Genomic DNA, 18,023 nt, shown 5'->3' with positions numbered 1-18,023 from the left:
GTGACCAAATGGTCACATGTAAAGGGTCAGGCCTCCTGCGGCAGGCCCCGCAGGGCGCGCCGGGTGCGCAGGGCCAGCGGCAGGCCGACGGCGAGCAGGGCGGCGACCGGCAGGAGCTCGACCCACGGCCGCGAACCGAAGCCGGCGACGACACCCCACGTGCCGAGCCGCAGCCCGAGCACCGCGCCGCCGAGAACGAGCAGGGCCAGCCCCCGGGCCGAGTCCCGGTCCGGCCGGAGCGCGCCGGCCACCAGGTGCACCGCGATGGCGACGGTCAGCAGGACGCCGTACACGGTCGCGGTGTCGAACGACCAGCTGAACGGGTCCGGGGCCAGGCCGAGCACCAGGATCAGCGGAGCGGCCAGCACCAGGCCGCCGACCGGGACCGCGAGCAGCCACGGCCACAGGCGCGGCTTCGGCGCGTCGGACCGGAAGGCGCCCATCGCGAGGACCAGCAGCACGTCGAGGACGAGCCGGGGAGCATTGCGGAGCAGCAGTTCGCCGTCGTAGAGCACCTGGTACAGCGGGGCCGGCAGGATCGCCAGCACCACGAGGACCTGGCTGAGCCGGCGGCGCCCCAGCAGCAGCGCCAGGTATCCGACCAGCACGAGCACGTCGACGACGACCCAGACCTGGTCCCAGAGGGCCGGCGGCAGCGCGGCCTCGACGCCGGGCACGGGGATGGCCTCCCCGGCGGTGCCCGGCGGGCCGAAGGGGATCACGGCCAGCCGCCCGTCGATCCAGAGCCGGACCACGAACGAGCTGACCGCGGAGGCCGCGTGCGACAACAGGCCGACCAGCACGGCGATCCGGAGCGCCTGGCCCCAGACGAACTGCTTGGGCGGCGCGCCCAGCCCGCCGAACCAGAGCCTGGCGGCCAGGGCCAGCACGCTGAGGACCTCCGCGGCCGGCGGCCGACCCAGGTCGGCGATGTCCTCGTCCAGTTCGGGGTCGTCGGTGGCCATGCTCTCCAGGAACGCGGTGACCATGTCCCCCTCCCACGCCCGGCGGTACGGCGCGGGCAGGAGTCGGAGCAGCCTGCGGTACCGGCGCTCCAGCCGGCTCACGCGGCACCGCCGGCCGGCCGGGCCCGCAGGCGCGCGACGGCCACCTGGGCGTTGACGGCCTGGCGCTCGGCCTCCCGGGCCAGCGCGTGCCGGCCGCGTTCGGTGAGCCGGTAGTAGCGGCGCAGCCGGCCCTGCCAGACCTCCTCGCGGTCGGGCTCGACCAGTTCGTCGGCGGTGAGGCGGTCGAGGATGCCGTACAGCGAACCGATCTTGAGGGCGACCCGGTCCTGGGACAGCTCCGCCACGTCGCGGACGATCCCGTAGCCGTGCCGGGGGGTGTCGACGAGCGCGGTGAGGATGAAGAAGGCGGGCTCGGTCATGGCCTTGGTCATGCCGGCCAATATAATGGTTGCCAGGATATCCTGGCAAGATTGGCTACCGGACCAGCGCCGGGGTCACCGCGGCGTTGAGCAGCCGGCGGACGTCGCCGGCCTGGCAGACCAGGACGGCCGGGTCGCCGCGCACCTCGTCGACCGTGGCGGACACCCCGAGCACGGCGGCGGCGGTCACCAGCAGGTCGGCCGTCCCCGACGCGCCGGTGCGCAGGCAGATCGCGTCCCGGCTCGGGCCGAGCCCGCCGATCAGCAGCCCCATCCGCCAGGTCGCGGCGGCCGCCCCGGCCCCCGAGCCGGCCAGGTCCGCGTCCAGCTCGCGGCGGGCGTGCCGGAGCGCGCCGCTGAGGGCCCGGACCACCAGGTGGTACACGGGGGCGGGCACCTCCACCCGCAGCCGGGGCCGCGAGGTACCGGGCGCGGGCTCCGACCGGGTCACCACGGCCCAGGCCAGCTCGGACAGCAGCCGGCACAGCCGCGCGGCCACCTGCTCGTCGTCGACCTCGGCGAGCGGCAGGTACCGCAGCCCGGTCGGCGGGGTCTGGGCCGTCGCTCCCCCGCGCCGCGACGGCCGGGTCTGGGCCGGCCGGAAGTTGCGCCACGCGATGGCGGCCTCCAGCAGCGCGTACTCGCCGGTCGGCACCTCGGCGAGCGCGCGGCGCAGACCGTCGGTGGCCGGGTCGGCGCGGCGGATCATCGGGGCGTGCCGGGTGAGGGATGCGGTCATCGTCTGCCTCCGGGGTCAGGTCTCGGGGTCAGGCTTCGGGAATGAGTCGGTCGGTCACGATGGCCCCGGCGCGGACCCGGTACGCCCAGACCTTGCCGGCCGAGCCGACCAGCTCACCGGTCTCGGTGAACCGGATGTCGCCGGTGACACCCGTACCCGAGTAGGCGTTGACGTACGCGACCATGTCGGGCCGGGTGGTGTGCCCCGCGACGAGGCCGCGCAGGAAGATCGTCGCCGCGTCGTAGGCCTCGGCGCTGTAGGTGACCGGTGCGCGGCCGAACCGGTCCCGGTACTCCGTGAAGAACCGGCCCCCGGCCGTCTCCGGCGGGTGGCACGGGCACGTGATGACCGCGCCCTCGGCGGCGGCCGGGCCGGCCCGCTGCAGGAAACCCTCGTCCTTCACGCCGTCGCCGGCCACGAACGTCGCGGTGACGCCCGCCTCGCGCGCCTGGCGGAGGAGTTTGCCGGCCTCGTCGTAGTACCCGCCGTAGAAGATCGTGTCGGGTTTGGCCGCGACGATCTGGGCGACCACCTCGGAGAAGTCGAGCTGCTTGGAGCGCACGGTCGCGCTGCGCACCACGTGGTGGCCGAGGACCTCCATCACCTGGGCGGCGAGGCCGTGACCGTACGCGCCGGTGTCGTCGATGACGAACACCTTCTCGGCGTCGAGCACCTTCTCGATGTACCGGCCGATCGCCGGCCCCTGCTGCGCGTCGCTGCCCAGCAGCCGGTGGAACGTCCGCCAGCCGTGGCCCGTCAGGCTCGTCTCGGTCGCCGAGGTGGAGATGGTGACGACCTGGCCCTGGTCGAGCAGCGGCACCGCCGCCTGGGACTCGCCGGAGAACACCGGGCCGACGACGCCGATGATCTCCTGGTTGGCGACCACCCGCTGGGCCAGGGCCGGCGCCTGCTTCGGGTCGCCCTGGGAGTCGAACGTCGCCACCTGGACCGTGCAGGTGCGGTGTGCCGCGTTGTGCTGTTCGATGGCCAGTTCGACGCCCTCGCGGACGTTGCGGCCCAGGTTCTCCGACACCCCGCTCAGCGGGCCGAACACGGCGATCTGCTTGCCGCACCCGTCCGGCTGGGGGTCGGCGGCGTTCACGCAGCCCGCCGCGACCAGGGCCGGGAGCAGGAGGGCGGTGACGCCGTACCAGCGCATACCCACCCCTCCCACCCGTCGTCAGTGTTGTGACTCACAGTGTGGTCCGGCGATGGTGAGGATTTCATGAGGCCGGATACTGGGAGGGTGACTCCCTGGTCCAGGCTCCTCGCGCCGGCCGCCGTCGCGGTCGCCGTGGCGCTGTCCGGCTGCACCGGGACGGCCGAGCCCCCGGTGACCCCGTCGTCGGGGCCCACCCACGGCCGGCTGCCCGACGCCGGCCTGTTCGCGGTGGACTCGCGGATCCTCGGGCCGATGGTGATCGACGGCCAGGGGTACGTGCTGTACCGGTACGAGCGCGACAGCTCGGCCCCGCCCCGCTCGACCTGCGTCAACGAGTGCGCGGCCCGGTTCACGCCCGTCCTCGTGCACGGCGAGCTGCGGGTGGTCGGGATCGACCGCCAACTGGTCGGCAACGTGGCCCGCGAGGACGGCTCCGTACAGCTGACCCTCGGCGGCTGGCCGCTGTACGGCTACAGCGGCGACCGGATGCCCGGCGACACCAACGGCCAGGACCACGCCGCCGGGTGGTGGGTCATCGCCCCCAACGGCGGGCGGGCCGCACGGCCGGGCGGTCAGGGAGGCTGAGCACCGCGCTGGTGCCGCCGCCGGGGCGCGCCTTGAGCCGCAGGGTGCCGCCGTGCAGTTCGGCCACCCACTGCGCGATGGCCAGACCCAGCCCGATGCCGTCGGTCGAGCCGGTCCGGAACCGCCGGGTCCGCGCGTCCAGCGCCCAGTCGGGGACCCCGGTGCCGCTGTCCTCGACGGTCACGGTCGCCTCGGTGACGACCAGCCGGATCCGGGCCGGTTCGGCGCCGCGCCGGCCGTGCCGTACCGCGTTGCGGGCCAGGTTCTGGATGGCGATCCGGACCAGGGTCGGGTCGCCGTAGAGCACCGTGGGCTCGACCTCCACGGTCAGGACGTGCGGGGCCGGCACCGCCTCGGCGACCGCCTCCTCCGCGAGCTGGTCGAGCCGGAACGGCTGGCGTTCCAGGGCGCGCAGGCCGGCGACCACCCGGGCCCGGGTGAGCAGCGCCTCCACGGAGTCGGTGAGCCGTTCGGTGGACCGCAGTACCTGTCGGAGCGCGTCGGACTGCTGCTCCGGGTTCTTCAGCGCGGCCTCGGACAGTGCCCGCATCACGGTCAGCGGGGTGCGCAGCTCGTGCGCCGCGTCGGCCAGGAAGTGCTCCTGCTGACCGACCGCCTCGGCGGCCGGCCGGGTGCCGCGCCGGGCCAGCAGGTAGCCCCCGCCGCCGGCCAGGGTCATGAAGATCGCGCCCCCGGCGACCAGGGCCAGGGCGAGCCGCTGGTGGGCGAGCTGGCCGGGCCGGGGGTCGGCGATCGCGACCACGGTCCCGGCGACGGCGCCCGTCACCCCGTGCGCGAACGGCACGGCGAGGAGCTGCACGCGGTGGCCCGTGGCGTCGGTGGCCGTCGCGGCGAGCTGGTTACCGGTCCGCCACACGTCCCGGGCCGGTTGCAGCAGCGCCGGGGTGGGCATGGTCAGCCGGCCCGACGGGTGCGCGAAGACCAGGTTGACGTCGGTACGGCTGGCCTCGAACACGTACACCGCCGTGGGGCCCTGGGCCGTGGGGTCGGTGAACAGGCTGTCCAGGCGGAGCGCGCCGGAGTCGTAGGACAGCAGGGCCACGGCGGTGCCGGCGACCCGGCGCAGTTCGGCGGTGGCGACCTCGCTGCGCTGTTCGGAGTCCACGACCAGGGCGACCGCGCCCATGCCGGCGAGCCCGGCGACGTTGAGGACGAGCAGCAGGACGGTCAGCCGGACCCGGAGCGAGACGAGCCGGGCCGCGGTCTGCAGGTGCACCTGCGGCCGGGCGGCGCGCGGACGGCGCTTCACATCGACGGGTGCCGCAGACCGTAGCCCGCGCCCCGGACGGTGGCGATCGCCAGCGGTTCGCCGAGCTTGCGGCGCAGCTGGGCGATGATCACGTCGACGACGTTGGAGGCCGGGTCGGCCACCTCGTCCCAGCAGTGCTCGATGAGCTCGGCCCTGCTGACCACGGACGGGTGCCGGGCGAGCAGGGTCTCCAGGACCGCGAACTCCTTCGGCGTGAGGGTGAGCAGGATGCCGGCCCGGCGGACCTCGCGCCGGGCGGCGTCGACCTCGATGTCCCCGACCCGCATCACGGGCGGGAGCATGCTGCCCTGCCGGCGGCACAGCGCGCGGACCCGCAGCACCAGTTCGGCCGAGGAGAACGGCTTGGCCACGTAGTCGTCGGCCCCGGACTCGAAGCCGGCCACCCGGTCGTGCACGTCGTCCAGGGCGGTGAGCATCAGGGCGGGCACCGTCAGGCCGGCCTGGCGGCGGCGGTAGAGCTGGTCGGCCGAGTCGCCCTCGGGGAGCATCCGGTCGAGAACCAGGCAGTCGTAGTCGTTCACGGACAGGCTGAGGTCGGCCTGGCTCCAGTCCGCCGCCTGGTCGACGGCGAAACCGGCCGATCTCAGGGCGGCGACGACCACGCCCCGAACGTCCGAGTCGTCCTCGACGACGAGCACCCGCATGCACGGGAGGGTACAACGTCGGGGTGCCGCGCGGCGGGGGAACCGTCCTGGGGCGGGGCATCCGGGGAGCGCCGGAGCCTGGACGGACCGGGGGCCGGGGCGCGTCAGCGGCCCGGCCCCCGGCGAACCTAGCGGGCGAGCGTGGAGATGTCGATCACGAACCGGTAGCGCACGTCGCTGGCCTGCACCCGGGCGTACGCCTCGTTGATCTGGTCGGCCGCGATGACCTCGATCTCGGCCCCGAGCCCGTGCGCGGCGCAGAAGTCGAGCATCTCCTGGGTCTCGCCGATGCCCCCGATCATCGAACCGGCCAGGGTCTTGCGCCCACCGATCAGCGCGAACATCTGCACCGGGCTCGGGTCCTCCGGCGCGCCCACGTTGACGAGGGTGCCGTCGGTGGCGAGCAGGCCGAGGTACGCGTTGAGGTCGATGTTCGCCGAGACCGTGTTCACGATCAGGTCGAACGTGCCGGCCAGCTCCACGAACGTCGACGGGTCCCCGGTGGCGTGGAAGTGGTCCGCGCCGAGCTTGAGCCCGTCGGCCTGCTTGGCGAGCGACTGGCTGAGCACGGTGACCTCCGCGCCGAGGGCGTGCGCGATCTTGACGCCCATGTGCCCGAGCCCGCCGAGGCCGAAGATGGCGACCCGCTTGCCGGGGCCGGCGTTCCAGTGCTTCAGCGGGGAGTACAGGGTGATGCCGGCGCACAGCAGCGGGGCCGCCTCGTCGAGCCCGACGCCCTCGGGGATGCCGAGCACGTAGTTCTCGTCGACGACGATGTGCGTGCTGTACCCGCCGTAGGTGATCTCGCCCTGGCGGTCGTGGCCGTTGTACGTGCCGGTCATGCCGGCCGAGCAGTACTGCTCCAGGCCCGCCCTGCAGTTGTCGCACTCCCGGCACGAGTCGACGAAGCAGCCGACGCCGACCCGGTCGCCGACCGCGTACCGCGTGACCCCGGGGCCGACCTCGGTGACGACGCCGGCGATCTCGTGACCGGGCACCATCGGGAAGTTCGCGGTGCCCCAGTCCTCGTTGACCTGGTGGATGTCGGAGTGGCAGATGCCGGCGTAGGCGATCTCGATCAGCACGTCGTGCTCCCGCACCGCGCGGCGCGGGATGGTGGTGAGCTCCAGCGGGGCCTTGGCCGAGGGCGCGGCGTAGGCAGAGACGTTCGCCATGTGAGGCTCTCCTTGTCACGTGTTTGTCCTGACCAGTGTCGCCGGGTCCGCGGCCGCTACCCAGACCACCCGTTTTGGTACCACTGGCAGGGACAGGATCCGGGGCCCGCACACCTTGCATACTGGGACGATGGGCCTGCACACCGAACTCAGCGACTTCCTCCGCTCCCGCCGGGCCCGGTTGAGCCCGGAAGAGGCAGGCCTGCACCAGTATGGTGGCCGGCGTCGGGTTCCGGGGCTGCGCCGGGAGGAGCTGGCCCAGCTCGCCGGCGTCAGCGTCGCGTACTACACCCGGCTGGAGCAGGGCAACGGCCAGAACGTGTCCGTGGAGATCCTCGACGCCGTGGCCCGGGCGTTGCGACTCGACGAGGCGGAGCGGGCGCACCTGATGCACCTGGCCCGGCCCGACCGGCGGGCGGCGGCGCGCCCGGTCCGGCCGCAGCGGGTCCGGCCGCAGTTGCAGCAGCTCATCGACGCGATGGACGGGGTGCCGGCGTACATCACGGGCCGGCGGACCGACGTGCTCGGCTGGAACCGCCTCGCCCGCGCGCTGCTCGTCGACTTCCCGGCCCTGCCGCCGGCCGAGCGGAACATGGCCCGGTTCGTGTTCCTGGACCCGACCGCCCGGGAGCTGTTCGTGGACTGGGCGGGCAAGGCGCGCGACACGGTCAACTACCTGCGGTTCGACGCGGGACGGTACCCGTGCGACGAGCGGCTGTGCACGCTGGTCGGCGAGCTGTCCGTGCGCAGCGAGGACTTCCGGCAGCTGTGGGCCGCGTACGGGGTGCAGGACAAGACGTTCGGGACCAAGGAGTTCCAGCACCCGGTCGTGGGGCCGATGACCCTGGCGTACGAGATCTTCCCGGTGCCCGGCGAGCAGTACCTGATCACGTTCCACGCGGAGCCGGGTTCGGCGTCGGCGGAGGCGTTGCGGCTGCTCGCCAGCTGGGGCCCCGCCGAGGCGGAGTCGGTCGGCGAGCAGCCGCGCGCGGTCAGGTCGCCACGAGGGTGAGGTCGTCGCAGTAGCCGTAGCCGGTGCCGACCCGGGCGTAGCAGTAGACGACCGCCGTGGTGTTCGTCGCGCCGGTGGTGAACGCGACGCTGCCGGACGCCCAGGACGTGGTGGTGAAGGCGGGCGCGCGGGTCTCCGTACCCCCGTAGGATTTCACGCCGATCACGACCTGGGTGCCGGTCGCCGACACCCTGCCCCACCCGGCGAGGGTGTAGGTCCGGTTGGGCTGCACCGTGACCACCTGCTCGACGGAGCCGGGGTAGGCGCCGACCCGCACGCCGGAGGTGCCCGAGTGCGCGGTCGGGTCGAGCTGGCCCCGGTTGTAGACCGTCCACGGGGCCAGGGTGCCGGCCTCGAAGCCGCCGTTGGCCAGCAGGTTCGCGCAGGTCGCCGGCGAGGCCTGGTGCGCGCCGATGTCCGGCCGGCAACTGGTCGGGACCGCGGCGCCGAAGTAGTCCCGGCCGCCGTTGCCCGCGACGACCGTGCCCGTGCCCCGGGCCGGTGAGCCCGCGCCGAGCTTCAGGCCGTCCGGCCCGGTGCCGGGTGCGACCAGCAACGGGTCGGCCGTGATCTTCGTGGCGTCGGCCGGCTCGCTCGCCGGGTGGTTGCCGAAGAACGCAGTGCTCTTCCACGTGTACGCCGACGACGCCGAACTCCCGTAGCCGCCCGAGCCGAGGTTGGACACGATGTTGTTCGTGAACGCGACCTTCGTGTTCCCCGAGTCCTGCACGATCGCCGTGGTGGACCCGGCCGGCAGGTGGAACGTGTTGTTGTGGATCCGCGCGTCCTTCTCCCCCACCGCGTACAGGATCCGGGACTTGTCGGCCACGCTCAGGTTGTACCGGACCACGGTGCCCGTCGAGCTCGACCCGGCCCCGCACGCCCCGCAGAACAGCATGAAGCCGCCCTCGTTGTCGTGGCTGTAGTTGTACTGGAACAGCGCGTTCAGGTTGCCGTAGTCCGAGTCGAAGGCCGTGCCGTCGTTCGTGCCCGGCTGGCGGCGCACGTGGTGCACCTCGTTGAACTGGAACGTCGGGTGGTCGCTGTTGATGGTCCACAGGCCGGCGTTGTTGCCGGGCGAGCGCATCGCGATGTCGTAGGCCAGGTTGCGCTGCACCAGTCCGTGGTCGGAGACCCGGAGCACGACGCCGTCGCCGCCGATGTCGTGCAGCACGTTGTCCTGGAACACGACCCGGGTGTTGGCCACCCAGTTCTGCTTCGTGCCGCAGCCGTCCCCGGTGCCGTACGTCGGCCGGCACATCCAGGTCGACCGGGTCGTCAGGCCCTCGCGGTCGACGTGGAAGATCTCGGAGTTCTGGACGAGCACGTCGTCGAAGTTCGTCGGGGTGGTCGTGCCCGTGACCCGGAACTGGATCCCGTTGCTCGCCTTGTCGTCGTTGCCGCGCACGTGGTGCACGTACACGTCGTCGACGACGTAGTGGTGCCCGGTGCCGTAGTCGGTGAGCTCGACGAGGAGGCCGTTGCGCTCGGCGGCGGTGGGGGCGTCGTTGGTGAGTTCCAGATCCCTGATCTCCCAGTACTGCTGGTTGCGCAGGTAGAACGCCGAGTACGCGGTGCCGGCCGCCGCGACGACAGGCCGGGCGGTGCCGGTGCCGTACGCGGCCACGGTGATCGGCGCGGCGGCCGTGCCGGAGCCGAGCGGGTGCAGCTGCCCGGTACACGTCACGCCCCGCCTGAGGACGAGGGTGTCGCCGGGGGCGAAGGTGCGGGCGTTGACCGTGCCGAGGTCGCGCCAGGGGCTCGCGGCACTGCCGTCGCCGGCGGTGGTGGCCGAGCAGTCGAGGTGGTAGGTCGCCGGGGCCGCCGCCTGGGCGGCCGTCGGGGTGAGGAGGGTGGTGGTGAGGGCCAGCACGGCGAGGAGGGGTCTCATGTGCGCTCCTTCGGGGTCGGGGGGACGGGGGTGGGCACGCCATCGGGCCCGGGTTACTCCGGCAGGTCGAACAGGGCCGCCAGGTCGAGGGTCCGGGTGCGGCCCGAGGGGAACGCCACGGTCACGACCGTGCCGGTCACGGTCGCCTCCGCCGGCGCGGTGGGCGCGAACCCGAGCTGGTGGTCCGCGACGAACACGCCCCCGCCGACCACCTCGCCGGTCAGGTACGGCGCGGCGGCGGCCGGGCCGAGCGCGTTGTCCCCGTCCTGTCGGACGCTGCCCGCGCCGGTCCAGCCGTGCAGGCCGACGACGGCGCTGACCAGCCCGTCGGCGGACCGGACCGTGCCGTCGGCGGCGGTGACCTCGGCCCCGGAGACGGCGTGCCCGCCCTCGCGGAGACCGTGGGGCCCCGGGGCCGTCACCCAGTGGCAGCGCACCTCGTGGCCGGCGTCGACCACGGAGGCGGTCACGACCCGGGCGTCCCACGCAATGCCGTCGCGCATGGGTACGTGCCAGGAGGCGGCGAGGTCGCCGTCGACCAGGTGGCCCCGGATCGGGCCGCGCCGGCTCGCCCGGCCGTCCCGGAGCAGCGCGAGGTGCCCGTCGACCGCGTCGTCGAAGGCGGCACCGGTGCCGGGGGCGGTGTGGGTGGAGTAGCCGAACTTGGCGTAGTGCGGGTCGTCCGGGTCGCCGCCGCCGGGGTTCCAGGCGTCGGAGGCGTGGTCGCTGCCGTGGTTGACGAGGCGGACCACCCCGTCGCCGGCCCCGTGCAGCAGCCAGCCGGCCGCCGGCAGCGGGCGGGTGAACGGCGCGTCGTCCGGGGCCGGCTCCTCCGCCGTCCACACGGGATGGTCCTTCGGGAGCCCGAGGCCCGCGAAGCCCATCCCGGCGAAGTACGGCGAACCGGGGCCGCTGTACGTCTGGGTCAGGGGCAGGTGGTCGGCCGCGCACCAGCCGAGCGACACCGGCCGGTCGACGCCGACGCCCCGGGCGACGAAGTACTTCAGCAGGCCGCTGGCGATCCGGCGGGTCTCCCCCGGCGCGAGCGGGGACACGCCCTCGGACTCCGCGAGCCACAGGGCGGCCAGGGACGCCGTGCGGTAGGTGAGCGAGCGGCCCTGGTGCAGCATGCGGCCGTCGGGGGCGAAGGTGCGGGCGAGGTCGGCGACGAAGGATCCCAGCCGCCCCCGCCACGCCCGGAGCTCGTCCGGGGTGCCGCGTTCGGCGTACCACATGCCGAGGAACGGGTGGATCGCCCAGCCGATGTAGTGGTCGAAGTTGCGGCCGGGGCCGTCGCGGTACCAGCCGTCGCCCAGGTGGTAGCCCTCGATCACGGCGACCCCCTCGGCGCCCCGGCAGCCGGTGACGTCCGCGCCGACCGAGCTGAGGAACGCCTCGCACGCGGCGGGGAACAACTGCCAGTTGTTGGGCCACACCGGCAGCCGGGCGTGGTGCCCGAGCCAGTCGACCAGGCGTTCGCGGGTCACGGCGTCGAGGAGGTCCCAGATCCGGCCCCGGCCGGCCCGGAGCGCCAGCGCCAGGTTCGCGGCCTCCACGGTGGGCTGGCCGGAGCCGACCATCGGGGTCCGGCACGGGTCCGCGAGCGGCCAGGCGCCGGCGACCCCGGCGGTGATGCCTGCGGCGTACCACCCGGCGAGGTCGTGCGGGTCGTCGCCGTGGGCGGTCCGGTGCGCGGCGAGCAGCATGCTGCGGGCGAACCCCTCCAGGCCGTCGCTGCGCGCCCCGGAGCCGCTGGTCCGGCCGGGGATGTCGAAGAAGGCCCGGTCGGGGCTCGCGTACCGGCGCAGGTGCAGCAGCCAGTGGTCGGCGACCGCCTCCCAGTGCCCGCGCCCCCACCCGGTGTGCGGGGACAGCCGGAGGTCCCGGGCGGGCAACCGGAGCCCGGGGGCGGCCGGACCGGGGGCTGGGGACTGGCGCCCCGGCGACAGTGGCGAGTACATGCGGAAAGCGTTTACCAATCGACGGGTACCTGTCAAGAGGGTGTTCTCGACCGTGACCGGGGATGTACTACTCTGCAAGGAAAACGTTTACAGAAACAGAGGGCCGATGACCCGCAAGCGCAACGCCCCGGGCGGCCGGGCCACGATCCGCGACGTCGCCGAGCGGGCCGGGGTCTCCGTCGCCACCGTCTCCCGGGTCCTCGCCGGCACCTACCCGGTCGCGCCCGCCACCCGGGCCAAGGTCACCAGGGCCGTCGCCGCGCTGGACTACGTGGTCAACGCGCACGCCCGCGCCCTGTCCGGCCAGAGCGCCAAGACCGTCGCGATCCTGATCAGCACCGTGGACGCGGCCTTCTACGCGAAGATCGCCCAGGGCGTGGAGGACCAGGCCGCCGCCGAGGGCCGGCTGTGCCTGGTGTGCTCGACGGGCGCCGACCCGGACCGGGAGATGGCCGTCCTGGCGCTGCTCCGCGAACAGCACGCCGACGCGGTGATCCTGGTCGGCGCGGTCGTCGAGAACGAGGAGTACCGGCAGCGGATGGCGCAGATCGCGCAGTCCCTGCACACGTCCGGCTCCCGCCTGGTCCTCGTCGGCCGGCCGTCCCTGGGCCCCGACGTGCCGGCCGTGACCGTGGAGTACGACAACACGGCCGGGGCGTACGCGCTGACCAGCCACCTCCTGTCCCAGGGCCACGAACGGATCCTCTACCTGGGCGGCGCGCCCGGCCACAGCACCGCCGAGGAACGGATCGCCGGCCACCGCCGCGCCCTCGCCGAGCACGGGATCCCCGCCGACCCGGCGTTGCAGGTACACGGCAGGTTCGGCCGGCCGTTCGGGTACGACGCGACCCGCCGCCGCCTCGCCGCCGGCCCGCCCGACTTCACCGCCATCTTCGGCTCCGACGACCTGGTGGCGGCCGGCGCGATGCAGGCCCTGCGCGAGGCGGGGCTGTCGGTGCCCCGGGACATGTCGGTGGTCGGCTACAACGACGTCTCCCCGGCACTGGACCTCCAGCTGACCACGGTGCACATCCCCAGCGAGGAGCTGGGCCGCACCGCCGTCCGGCTCGCGCTGCACTCCAAGGAACTCGCCCCGAACGTGATGCTCGGGACGCACGTGGTGATCCGCGAGTCGGTCCGGTCCCGCCGCCGCGCCTGACCGACGACGGGCCGGCCCGGGGACACGGGCCGGTGCGCGCCACGCGGCGACGGGACCGGACCGGCCGCGGCGACCGGGCGGCCACCCGGACGGCGGAACCGGCCGCGGCGACCGACGACGACCACCGCGGCCGGGCGGGACCGGCCCGCGACCGGCCCCGGGATCCCGGGTACCGGCCGTCGGGGGCCGGTCAGCCGGCGGCGTGCTCCTTCGAGTACTCCTCGGCGGCCTTCGCTCCGCCCTTGCTCTTCCAGTCCTTCAGGATCGTGTCCCACTCCGACAGGGACTTGCGGCCGAACAGCACCGCCGCGAGTCCGTCGCCGATCACCTTGTCGAGCTGCGCGCCGCTGGCCGACCACGTCCCGGACCGCAGACCGTTGGACGGGTCCGAGACGCTGCGCGGCAGGGTGTCGCTCTCCCACTGGTGCAGCCGGCGGGTCGCGTCGGGCATGCCGGGGAAGTAGATGACCTGCGGGGCGGCGGCGATGTACTTGAACGGCAGCGTCGTGTTGTTCTCCACCTTCGCCAGGTCCGTGAGCGTGATCCCGCCGTCGGCGGCCCGGGTGAAGTGCGCGCCCTCGACGCCGAAGTTCGCCAGCTCGTACTCCTTCGAGCCGAACGGCGAGGCCAGGTAGTCGCACACCCGCAGCAGCAGCTTCAGCCGGTCGGCGGACGCCTTCTTGAACACGGTGTACCCGAACCGGCCGTTGCCCTGCCACGGGGTGGCGTTCTTCGCGTACGGCAGCGCGAAGTCGAAGGTGAAGTCCTTCACCTTGGTGGTGGTCGCCTGGTACGCGCCGAACCCGTCGGTCATCGAGGCGACCGTCTGGTTGTAGAACAGCGACTTCATGTCCACGGCGCTGGTGGTGAGCGAGTCCGGGTAGTACGGCAGCCTGGTCATGAACTCGAGCGCCTTGCGGAACTGCTCGGTCTCGTACGTGGAGACGAACTGGCCGTTCTCCACCTTCCACAGGTTGGGCGCGCCGAACGAACCGGCGTGGTAGGCGGCCGTGTTCGGGCCGGTGAAGTTGCTGGCCGACGCCCCGATCCCCCACTTCTTGTTGCCGGTGTAGCCCTTCATGGCGGCGAGGAAGCCGTCGGCGTCCCAGTCGCGGGGCACGCCGGCCTTCTCCAGCGCGGACCGGTTCAGGATCAGGCTGTTGCCGGGCATCGGGCGCTCCGTCGGGACGCCGTACAGCTTGCCGCCGATCCGGCCCATGCCCTTCCACGAGTACCCGGGGATGTTGGCCAGGTTCGGGTACGCCTTCACGTTGTCCCCGCCGATCAGGTCGGACAGGTCCGCGCACTGGCTGAGGATGAAGTCCTGCTCGCGGGACAGGTAGTAGCCCGCGCCGAACATGATGATGTCGGGCAGGTCCCCGGACGCCATCACGGTGGCCATCTTCTTCTGGAACTCCGCGTCGGGCACCATGACGAGCTTCAGGTTCACCCCGAGCGCCTTGTTCAGCGCGGCCCAGAGCTGGTTCTGCTCGACGGGCTTCGGCGGCGTGCCGTACGTGATCACCATGGCGGTCACGTCGGAGCCGTCGCCCGGCTTGTCCTTGACGGCCTGGGCGAGGTTGGCCGGGTAGTTCAGGTAGCCGGGCTGCACGCCGGTCTTCGCGTCGCCGGCCAGGTCGGGCTTCGGCCCGGCGAACGGCACGTACGTCGGCCACGGGGTGAGGTTCTTGCCCGAGTTGCCGACCTCGCCCTTGGCGGAGCCGCCGCCGCAGCCGGCCAGCGCCGGGCCCGCGGTCACCGCCAGCGCCCCGGCGCCGATCATCTTGAGGAGGGACCTGCGGTCCATGGAAGTTCCTTTCCAAGCCTGTGAGGGGGGTACTGCGTCACGCCTTGACGGCGCCGGTCAGGACGCCCTTGACGAAGTAGCGCTGGACGAACGGGTAGAGGCACACGATCGGCAGCGTGGCCAGGACGACGACGGCCATCTGGATCGACTGCGGGGCGTTGGCGCTGGCGGACTCGCTGACACTGGAGTCGGCGAGCTGCGCGCCCTGGGTGACGTACTGGCGCAGGACGGTGCCGATCGGCCACTTCGACTGGTCGTTGAAGTAGATGATCGCCTCGAAGAACCGGTTCCAGTACGCGACGGCGTAGAACAGGCCGATCACGGCCACCACCGCCTTGGACAGCGGCAGGACGACCCGGACCAGGATCCGGAACTCCCCCGCGCCGTCGATCCGGGCCGCCTCCAGGAGTTCGGTGGGCACCGACTGGAAGAAGCCGCGCATCACGACCAGGTTGAACACGTTGACGAGGAAAGGCAGCACGAGCGCCGCGTACGTGTCGAACAGGCCCGTGCCGCGCACGATCAGGAACAGCGGGATCATGCTCGGCGGGAACAGGAACGTGAACATGACGAGCAGCAGGATCGGCTTGCCGCCGAACAGCTGCGGGCGGGCCAGCCCGTACGCGAGGCCGATCGTGGCGACCAGGCTCAGGGCGGTACCGAGGACCGTGACCCCGGCGCTGACCAGAAGGGCCTTGGTGACGATGCCGCCGCCGAGGATCTCGGTGTAGGCGTCCAGGGACAGGTCCGACGGCCAGATCACGTAGCCGCCGTTGGCCGTGACCAGTTCCGGGGAGCTGATACTGGTCGCGACGACCGTCCACAGGGGAAAGACGACGAGCAGTGTGACGACGGTCAGGGCGACGCCCTTGGCCACCCGGACCGCGATCGTGGGTTGTCCCTGCCAGGCGGGTCTCATCGGGCGTACACCCCCTGCTCTCCGAGTCGGTGCGCGATCCGGTTCGCGGTGAAGATCAACGCGAGTCCGACCACGCCCTTGAACAGCCCGGCCGCGGCGGCCAGGCCCCAGTTGCCGTTGGCGAAGCCCGAGTAGTAGACGAAGGTGTCGAGCACCTCGCCGACCTCGGGGCCCACGGCGTCGCGCTGCAGGAAGAACTGCTCGAACCCGATCGAGAGGAACTCCCCCAGGCGCAGGATCAGCAGCAGCACGATCACCGGACGGATCGCGGGCAGCGTGACGTGCCAGAGGCGGCGGCCGTAGCCGGCCCCGTCGAGCGCGGCGGCCTCGTACTGCTGCTCGTCGACCTGCGACAACGCGGCCAGGAAGATGATCGTGCCGAAGCCCGACTCCTTCCAGATCACCTGCGCCACGACCAGCGGCTTGTACATGTCCGGGTTGCCGATGACGTCCACCGTGGTCAGGCCGTGGTCACCCAGGAAACCGTTGAGCACCCCCGTGCCGCCCAGGATCTGCTGGAACAGCGCGATCACGATCACCCACGAGATGAAGTGCGGCAGGTAGACCACGCTCTGCACGAACTTCCGCAGGAACGCACCCGTCAGGCTGTGCAGGAGCAGAGCCAGTGCGAGGGGTACCGGGAAGTAGAAGAGCAGCTGGAGCCCCGCGATCAGCACGGTGTTCAGGGTGGCGTTCCAGAAGGCCGGGTCGCCGAACATCGCCGCGAAGTTCGCGGCGCCCACCCAGGCGCTGTCCCCGATCCCCAGGTAGGGCACGTAGTCCTGGAAGGCGATCACGTTGCCGAACAGCGCGCCGTAGTGGAACACGAGGAAGTACGCCACGCCCGGCACCATCAGGGCCAGGAGCAGCGCGTCCCGCCGCAACCGACGGCGCCTGTTCGGCGGGCGGTGCGTCGGTGGCGGGCTGGTCACGGTCACGCTCTGTCCTCTCGGTCGCGGGTTCTCGATCCGGTGTGTGTGGCGTGACACTAAAACGGTTACTACCTCAGGTCAAGAGGGTGTCCAGCGGATGACCTGGCGCTACTTTTGCCGGATTTGTAGGTCGATTAGCCATTGGAATGCGCTTTCCTGCTCGTGATGTGGACCACTTGCGCCCGCGCCTTCGGGCGGCTTACGGTGCTGATTCAGTAATCGTTTTCTACTGCCGAACCCGGGGGCACCATGTCCGACCGACCCACCGTCGTCCTCGCCCTACCGCCGGGGCTCACCGACGACCTGCTGCCGGCCGACCTCTGGGCCCGACTGCACGCGGTGGCCGACTGCGACCCCGCCGTCAACCTCCAGACGCACCCCGCCCCCGCCGCGCTCGCCCGGGCCGAGGTGCTGCTCACCGGCTGGGGCAGCCCGGTGCTCGACACCGAGTTCCTGGCCCGCGCGCCGGCCCTGCGCGCCGTGGTGCACGCCGCCGGCTCGGTGAAGGCGCACGTCACCCCCTCCGTGTACGCCGCCGGGATCGCCGTCTCCTCCGCCGCCGACGCGAACGCGCGCCCGGTCGCCGAGTACACCCTCGCCGCCCTGGTCCTGTCCGCGAAGCGGGCCTTCGGGGCGTCGCACGCCCTGCGGACCAGCCACGACGGGCACCGGCACGCGCCCGGCGAGGCCAGCGGGCTGACCGGCGGGGTCGTGGGCGTGGTGGGGGCGTCCCGGATCGGGCGGCTGGTGATCGACATGCTCGCCGACTACGACGTGGAGGTGCTGGTCGCTGATCCCTACGCGGATCCGGCGGAGTTCGGGAGCGTGGCCGGCATCGGGGCGTCCCGGGACACCTCAGGGTGCGACTGCGGCGGACCGGGCGGGACCCGGGCCGCCGGGCGGCGGCGGGCGACGCTCGTCGACCTGGACACGCTGTGCCGGCGGGCCGACATCGTCACCGTGCACGCGCCCGACCTGCCCGAGACCCGGCACCTGCTCGACGCGCGCCGGCTCGGCCTGCTCCGGGACGGGGCCGTCGTGATCAACACCGCGCGCGGGGCGCTCGTCGATACCGCCGCGCTGACCCGGGAGTGCGTGGCCGGGCGGTTGGACGCGGTCCTCGACGTGACCGACCCGGAGCCGCTGCCGGTGGACCATCCGCTGCTGAGGTTGCCGAACGTGCTGGTCACCCCCCACATCGCGGGGGTACGCGGGCGGGAGTTGCGGCTGCTCGGCGGGTACGCGGTGGCGGAGATCGAGCGGTTCGCGGCGGGAGTGCCGTTGCGGGGGGCGGTGCGGCTCGGGGATCTGGCGCGGATCGCCTGAGGGGCGGGACGCGGCGCCAGCCCTCGGGCCCAG

Annotated in this window: 16 protein-coding genes; 4 read left to right on the top strand and 12 right to left on the bottom strand. The window is 72.9% G+C overall.

The features are described 5' to 3' along the window. Positions 1-26 precede the first annotated feature (26 nt). From PT931_RS31995 to PT931_RS31980, 4 genes are read right to left on the bottom strand one after another with little or no spacing between them, the layout of a single operon-like run. On the bottom strand, positions 27-1,067 hold the full coding sequence (locus tag PT931_RS31995) for a hypothetical protein (protein ID WP_456249448.1): 1,041 nt from the start codon (positions 1,065-1,067) through the stop codon (positions 27-29). After that, on the bottom strand, positions 1,064-1,387 hold the full coding sequence (locus PT931_RS31990; protein ID WP_456249466.1) for a PadR family transcriptional regulator: 324 nt from the start codon (positions 1,385-1,387) through the stop codon (positions 1,064-1,066). The genes PT931_RS31995 and PT931_RS31990 overlap by 4 nt, the downstream gene beginning before the upstream one ends. A 55-nt stretch (positions 1,388-1,442) precedes the next feature. Continuing rightward, on the bottom strand, positions 1,443-2,126 hold the full coding sequence (locus PT931_RS31985) for a hypothetical protein (RefSeq protein WP_456249447.1): 684 nt from the start codon (positions 2,124-2,126) through the stop codon (positions 1,443-1,445). 28 nt (positions 2,127-2,154) lie between these two features. Then, positions 2,155-3,285, bottom strand: coding sequence for a branched-chain amino acid ABC transporter substrate-binding protein (locus PT931_RS31980; protein ID WP_456249446.1), 1,131 nt, complete (start codon positions 3,283-3,285; stop codon positions 2,155-2,157). A gap of 87 nt (positions 3,286-3,372) precedes the next feature. On the opposite strand from PT931_RS31980, the gene PT931_RS31975 reads away from it, so the two are divergent. Beyond that, positions 3,373-3,873, top strand: a complete 501-nt coding sequence (locus tag PT931_RS31975) for a hypothetical protein (protein ID WP_456249445.1) — start codon at positions 3,373-3,375, stop codon at positions 3,871-3,873. On the opposite strand, the gene PT931_RS31970 is transcribed toward PT931_RS31975, so the two are convergent. The 3 genes from PT931_RS31970 to PT931_RS31960 form a co-directional block, all read right to left on the bottom strand. After that, on the bottom strand, positions 3,821-5,143 hold the full coding sequence (locus PT931_RS31970; protein WP_456249444.1) for a sensor histidine kinase: 1,323 nt from the start codon (positions 5,141-5,143) through the stop codon (positions 3,821-3,823). The genes PT931_RS31975 and PT931_RS31970 overlap by 53 nt on opposite strands. Then, positions 5,140-5,808 (bottom strand): response regulator transcription factor, encoded by a 669-nt coding sequence (locus tag PT931_RS31965; protein WP_456249443.1) that lies wholly within the window; start codon positions 5,806-5,808, stop codon positions 5,140-5,142. The genes PT931_RS31970 and PT931_RS31965 overlap by 4 nt, the downstream gene beginning before the upstream one ends. A 128-nt stretch (positions 5,809-5,936) precedes the next feature. Next, positions 5,937-6,983, bottom strand: a complete 1,047-nt coding sequence (locus PT931_RS31960; RefSeq protein WP_456249442.1) for an NAD(P)-dependent alcohol dehydrogenase — start codon at positions 6,981-6,983, stop codon at positions 5,937-5,939. A 130-nt stretch (positions 6,984-7,113) separates the two neighbouring features. Here PT931_RS31960 and PT931_RS31955 point away from each other — a divergent pair, with 130 nt between their 5' ends. Further along, positions 7,114-7,995, top strand: coding sequence for a helix-turn-helix transcriptional regulator (locus PT931_RS31955; RefSeq protein WP_456249441.1), 882 nt, complete (start codon positions 7,114-7,116; stop codon positions 7,993-7,995). Here the strand turns inward: PT931_RS31955 and PT931_RS31950 are convergent. After that, positions 7,976-9,886, bottom strand: a complete 1,911-nt coding sequence (locus PT931_RS31950) for a carbohydrate binding domain-containing protein (protein ID WP_456249440.1) — start codon at positions 9,884-9,886, stop codon at positions 7,976-7,978. The genes PT931_RS31955 and PT931_RS31950 overlap by 20 nt on opposite strands. 53 nt (positions 9,887-9,939) lie before the next feature. Continuing rightward, complete coding sequence (locus tag PT931_RS31945; protein WP_456249439.1) at positions 9,940-11,847, bottom strand: DUF2264 domain-containing protein; 1,908 nt, start codon at positions 11,845-11,847, stop codon at positions 9,940-9,942. Positions 11,848-11,953: 106 nt separating this feature from the next. On the opposite strand from PT931_RS31945, the gene PT931_RS31940 reads away from it, so the two are divergent. Further along, entirely contained in the window at positions 11,954-13,006 is a 1,053-nt protein-coding gene (locus tag PT931_RS31940) for a LacI family DNA-binding transcriptional regulator (protein WP_456249438.1), read from the top strand. Between the two features lie 190 nt (positions 13,007-13,196). Here PT931_RS31940 and PT931_RS31935 read toward each other — a convergent pair whose 3' ends face one another. From PT931_RS31935 to PT931_RS31925, 3 genes are read right to left on the bottom strand one after another with little or no spacing between them, the layout of a single operon-like run. Then, on the bottom strand, positions 13,197-14,813 hold the full coding sequence (locus tag PT931_RS31935; RefSeq protein WP_456249437.1) for an extracellular solute-binding protein: 1,617 nt from the start codon (positions 14,811-14,813) through the stop codon (positions 13,197-13,199). Positions 14,814-14,850: 37 nt separating this feature from the next. After that, positions 14,851-15,732: a carbohydrate ABC transporter permease gene (locus PT931_RS31930; RefSeq protein WP_456249436.1), complete on the bottom strand. Its 882-nt coding sequence runs from the start codon at positions 15,730-15,732 to the stop codon at positions 14,851-14,853. Further along, a complete protein-coding gene (locus PT931_RS31925; protein WP_456249435.1) occupies positions 15,729-16,670 on the bottom strand; it encodes an ABC transporter permease in 942 nt (313 codons plus the stop codon). The genes PT931_RS31930 and PT931_RS31925 overlap by 4 nt, the downstream gene beginning before the upstream one ends. A gap of 243 nt (positions 16,671-16,913) precedes the next feature. Here PT931_RS31925 and PT931_RS31920 point away from each other — a divergent pair, with 243 nt between their 5' ends. Further along, complete coding sequence (locus PT931_RS31920) at positions 16,914-17,990, top strand: hydroxyacid dehydrogenase (protein WP_456249434.1); 1,077 nt, start codon at positions 16,914-16,916, stop codon at positions 17,988-17,990. Positions 17,991-18,023: the final 33 nt, after the last annotated feature.

The organism is Longispora urticae, from assembly GCF_053902585.1.
Note: the sequence above shows the minus strand (reverse complement) of the source record. Positions and strands in the feature narration are given on the sequence as shown.

What these genes read in the sequence shown, in the direction of transcription:
- PT931_RS31990 (WP_456249466.1), bottom strand. Translation starts at nt 1,387, where the DNA reads ATGACCGAGCCCGCCTTCTTCATCCTCACCGCGCTCGTCGACACCCCC.
- PT931_RS31985 (WP_456249447.1), bottom strand. Translation starts at nt 2,126, where the DNA reads ATGACCGCATCCCTCACCCGGCACGCCCCGATGATCCGCCGCGCCGAC.
- PT931_RS31980 (WP_456249446.1), bottom strand. Translation starts at nt 3,285, where the DNA reads ATGCGCTGGTACGGCGTCACCGCCCTCCTGCTCCCGGCCCTGGTCGCG.
- PT931_RS31965 (WP_456249443.1), bottom strand. Translation starts at nt 5,808, where the DNA reads ATGCGGGTGCTCGTCGTCGAGGACGACTCGGACGTTCGGGGCGTGGTC.
- PT931_RS31960 (WP_456249442.1), bottom strand. Translation starts at nt 6,983, where the DNA reads ATGGCGAACGTCTCTGCCTACGCCGCGCCCTCGGCCAAGGCCCCGCTG.
- PT931_RS31955 (WP_456249441.1), top strand. Translation starts at nt 7,114, where the DNA reads ATGGGCCTGCACACCGAACTCAGCGACTTCCTCCGCTCCCGCCGGGCC.
- PT931_RS31950 (WP_456249440.1), bottom strand. Translation starts at nt 9,886, where the DNA reads ATGAGACCCCTCCTCGCCGTGCTGGCCCTCACCACCACCCTCCTCACC.
- PT931_RS31945 (WP_456249439.1), bottom strand. Translation starts at nt 11,847, where the DNA reads ATGTACTCGCCACTGTCGCCGGGGCGCCAGTCCCCAGCCCCCGGTCCG.
- PT931_RS31940 (WP_456249438.1), top strand. Translation starts at nt 11,954, where the DNA reads ATGACCCGCAAGCGCAACGCCCCGGGCGGCCGGGCCACGATCCGCGAC.
- PT931_RS31935 (WP_456249437.1), bottom strand. Translation starts at nt 14,813, where the DNA reads ATGGACCGCAGGTCCCTCCTCAAGATGATCGGCGCCGGGGCGCTGGCG.
- PT931_RS31930 (WP_456249436.1), bottom strand. Translation starts at nt 15,732, where the DNA reads ATGAGACCCGCCTGGCAGGGACAACCCACGATCGCGGTCCGGGTGGCC.
- PT931_RS31920 (WP_456249434.1), top strand. Translation starts at nt 16,914, where the DNA reads ATGTCCGACCGACCCACCGTCGTCCTCGCCCTACCGCCGGGGCTCACC.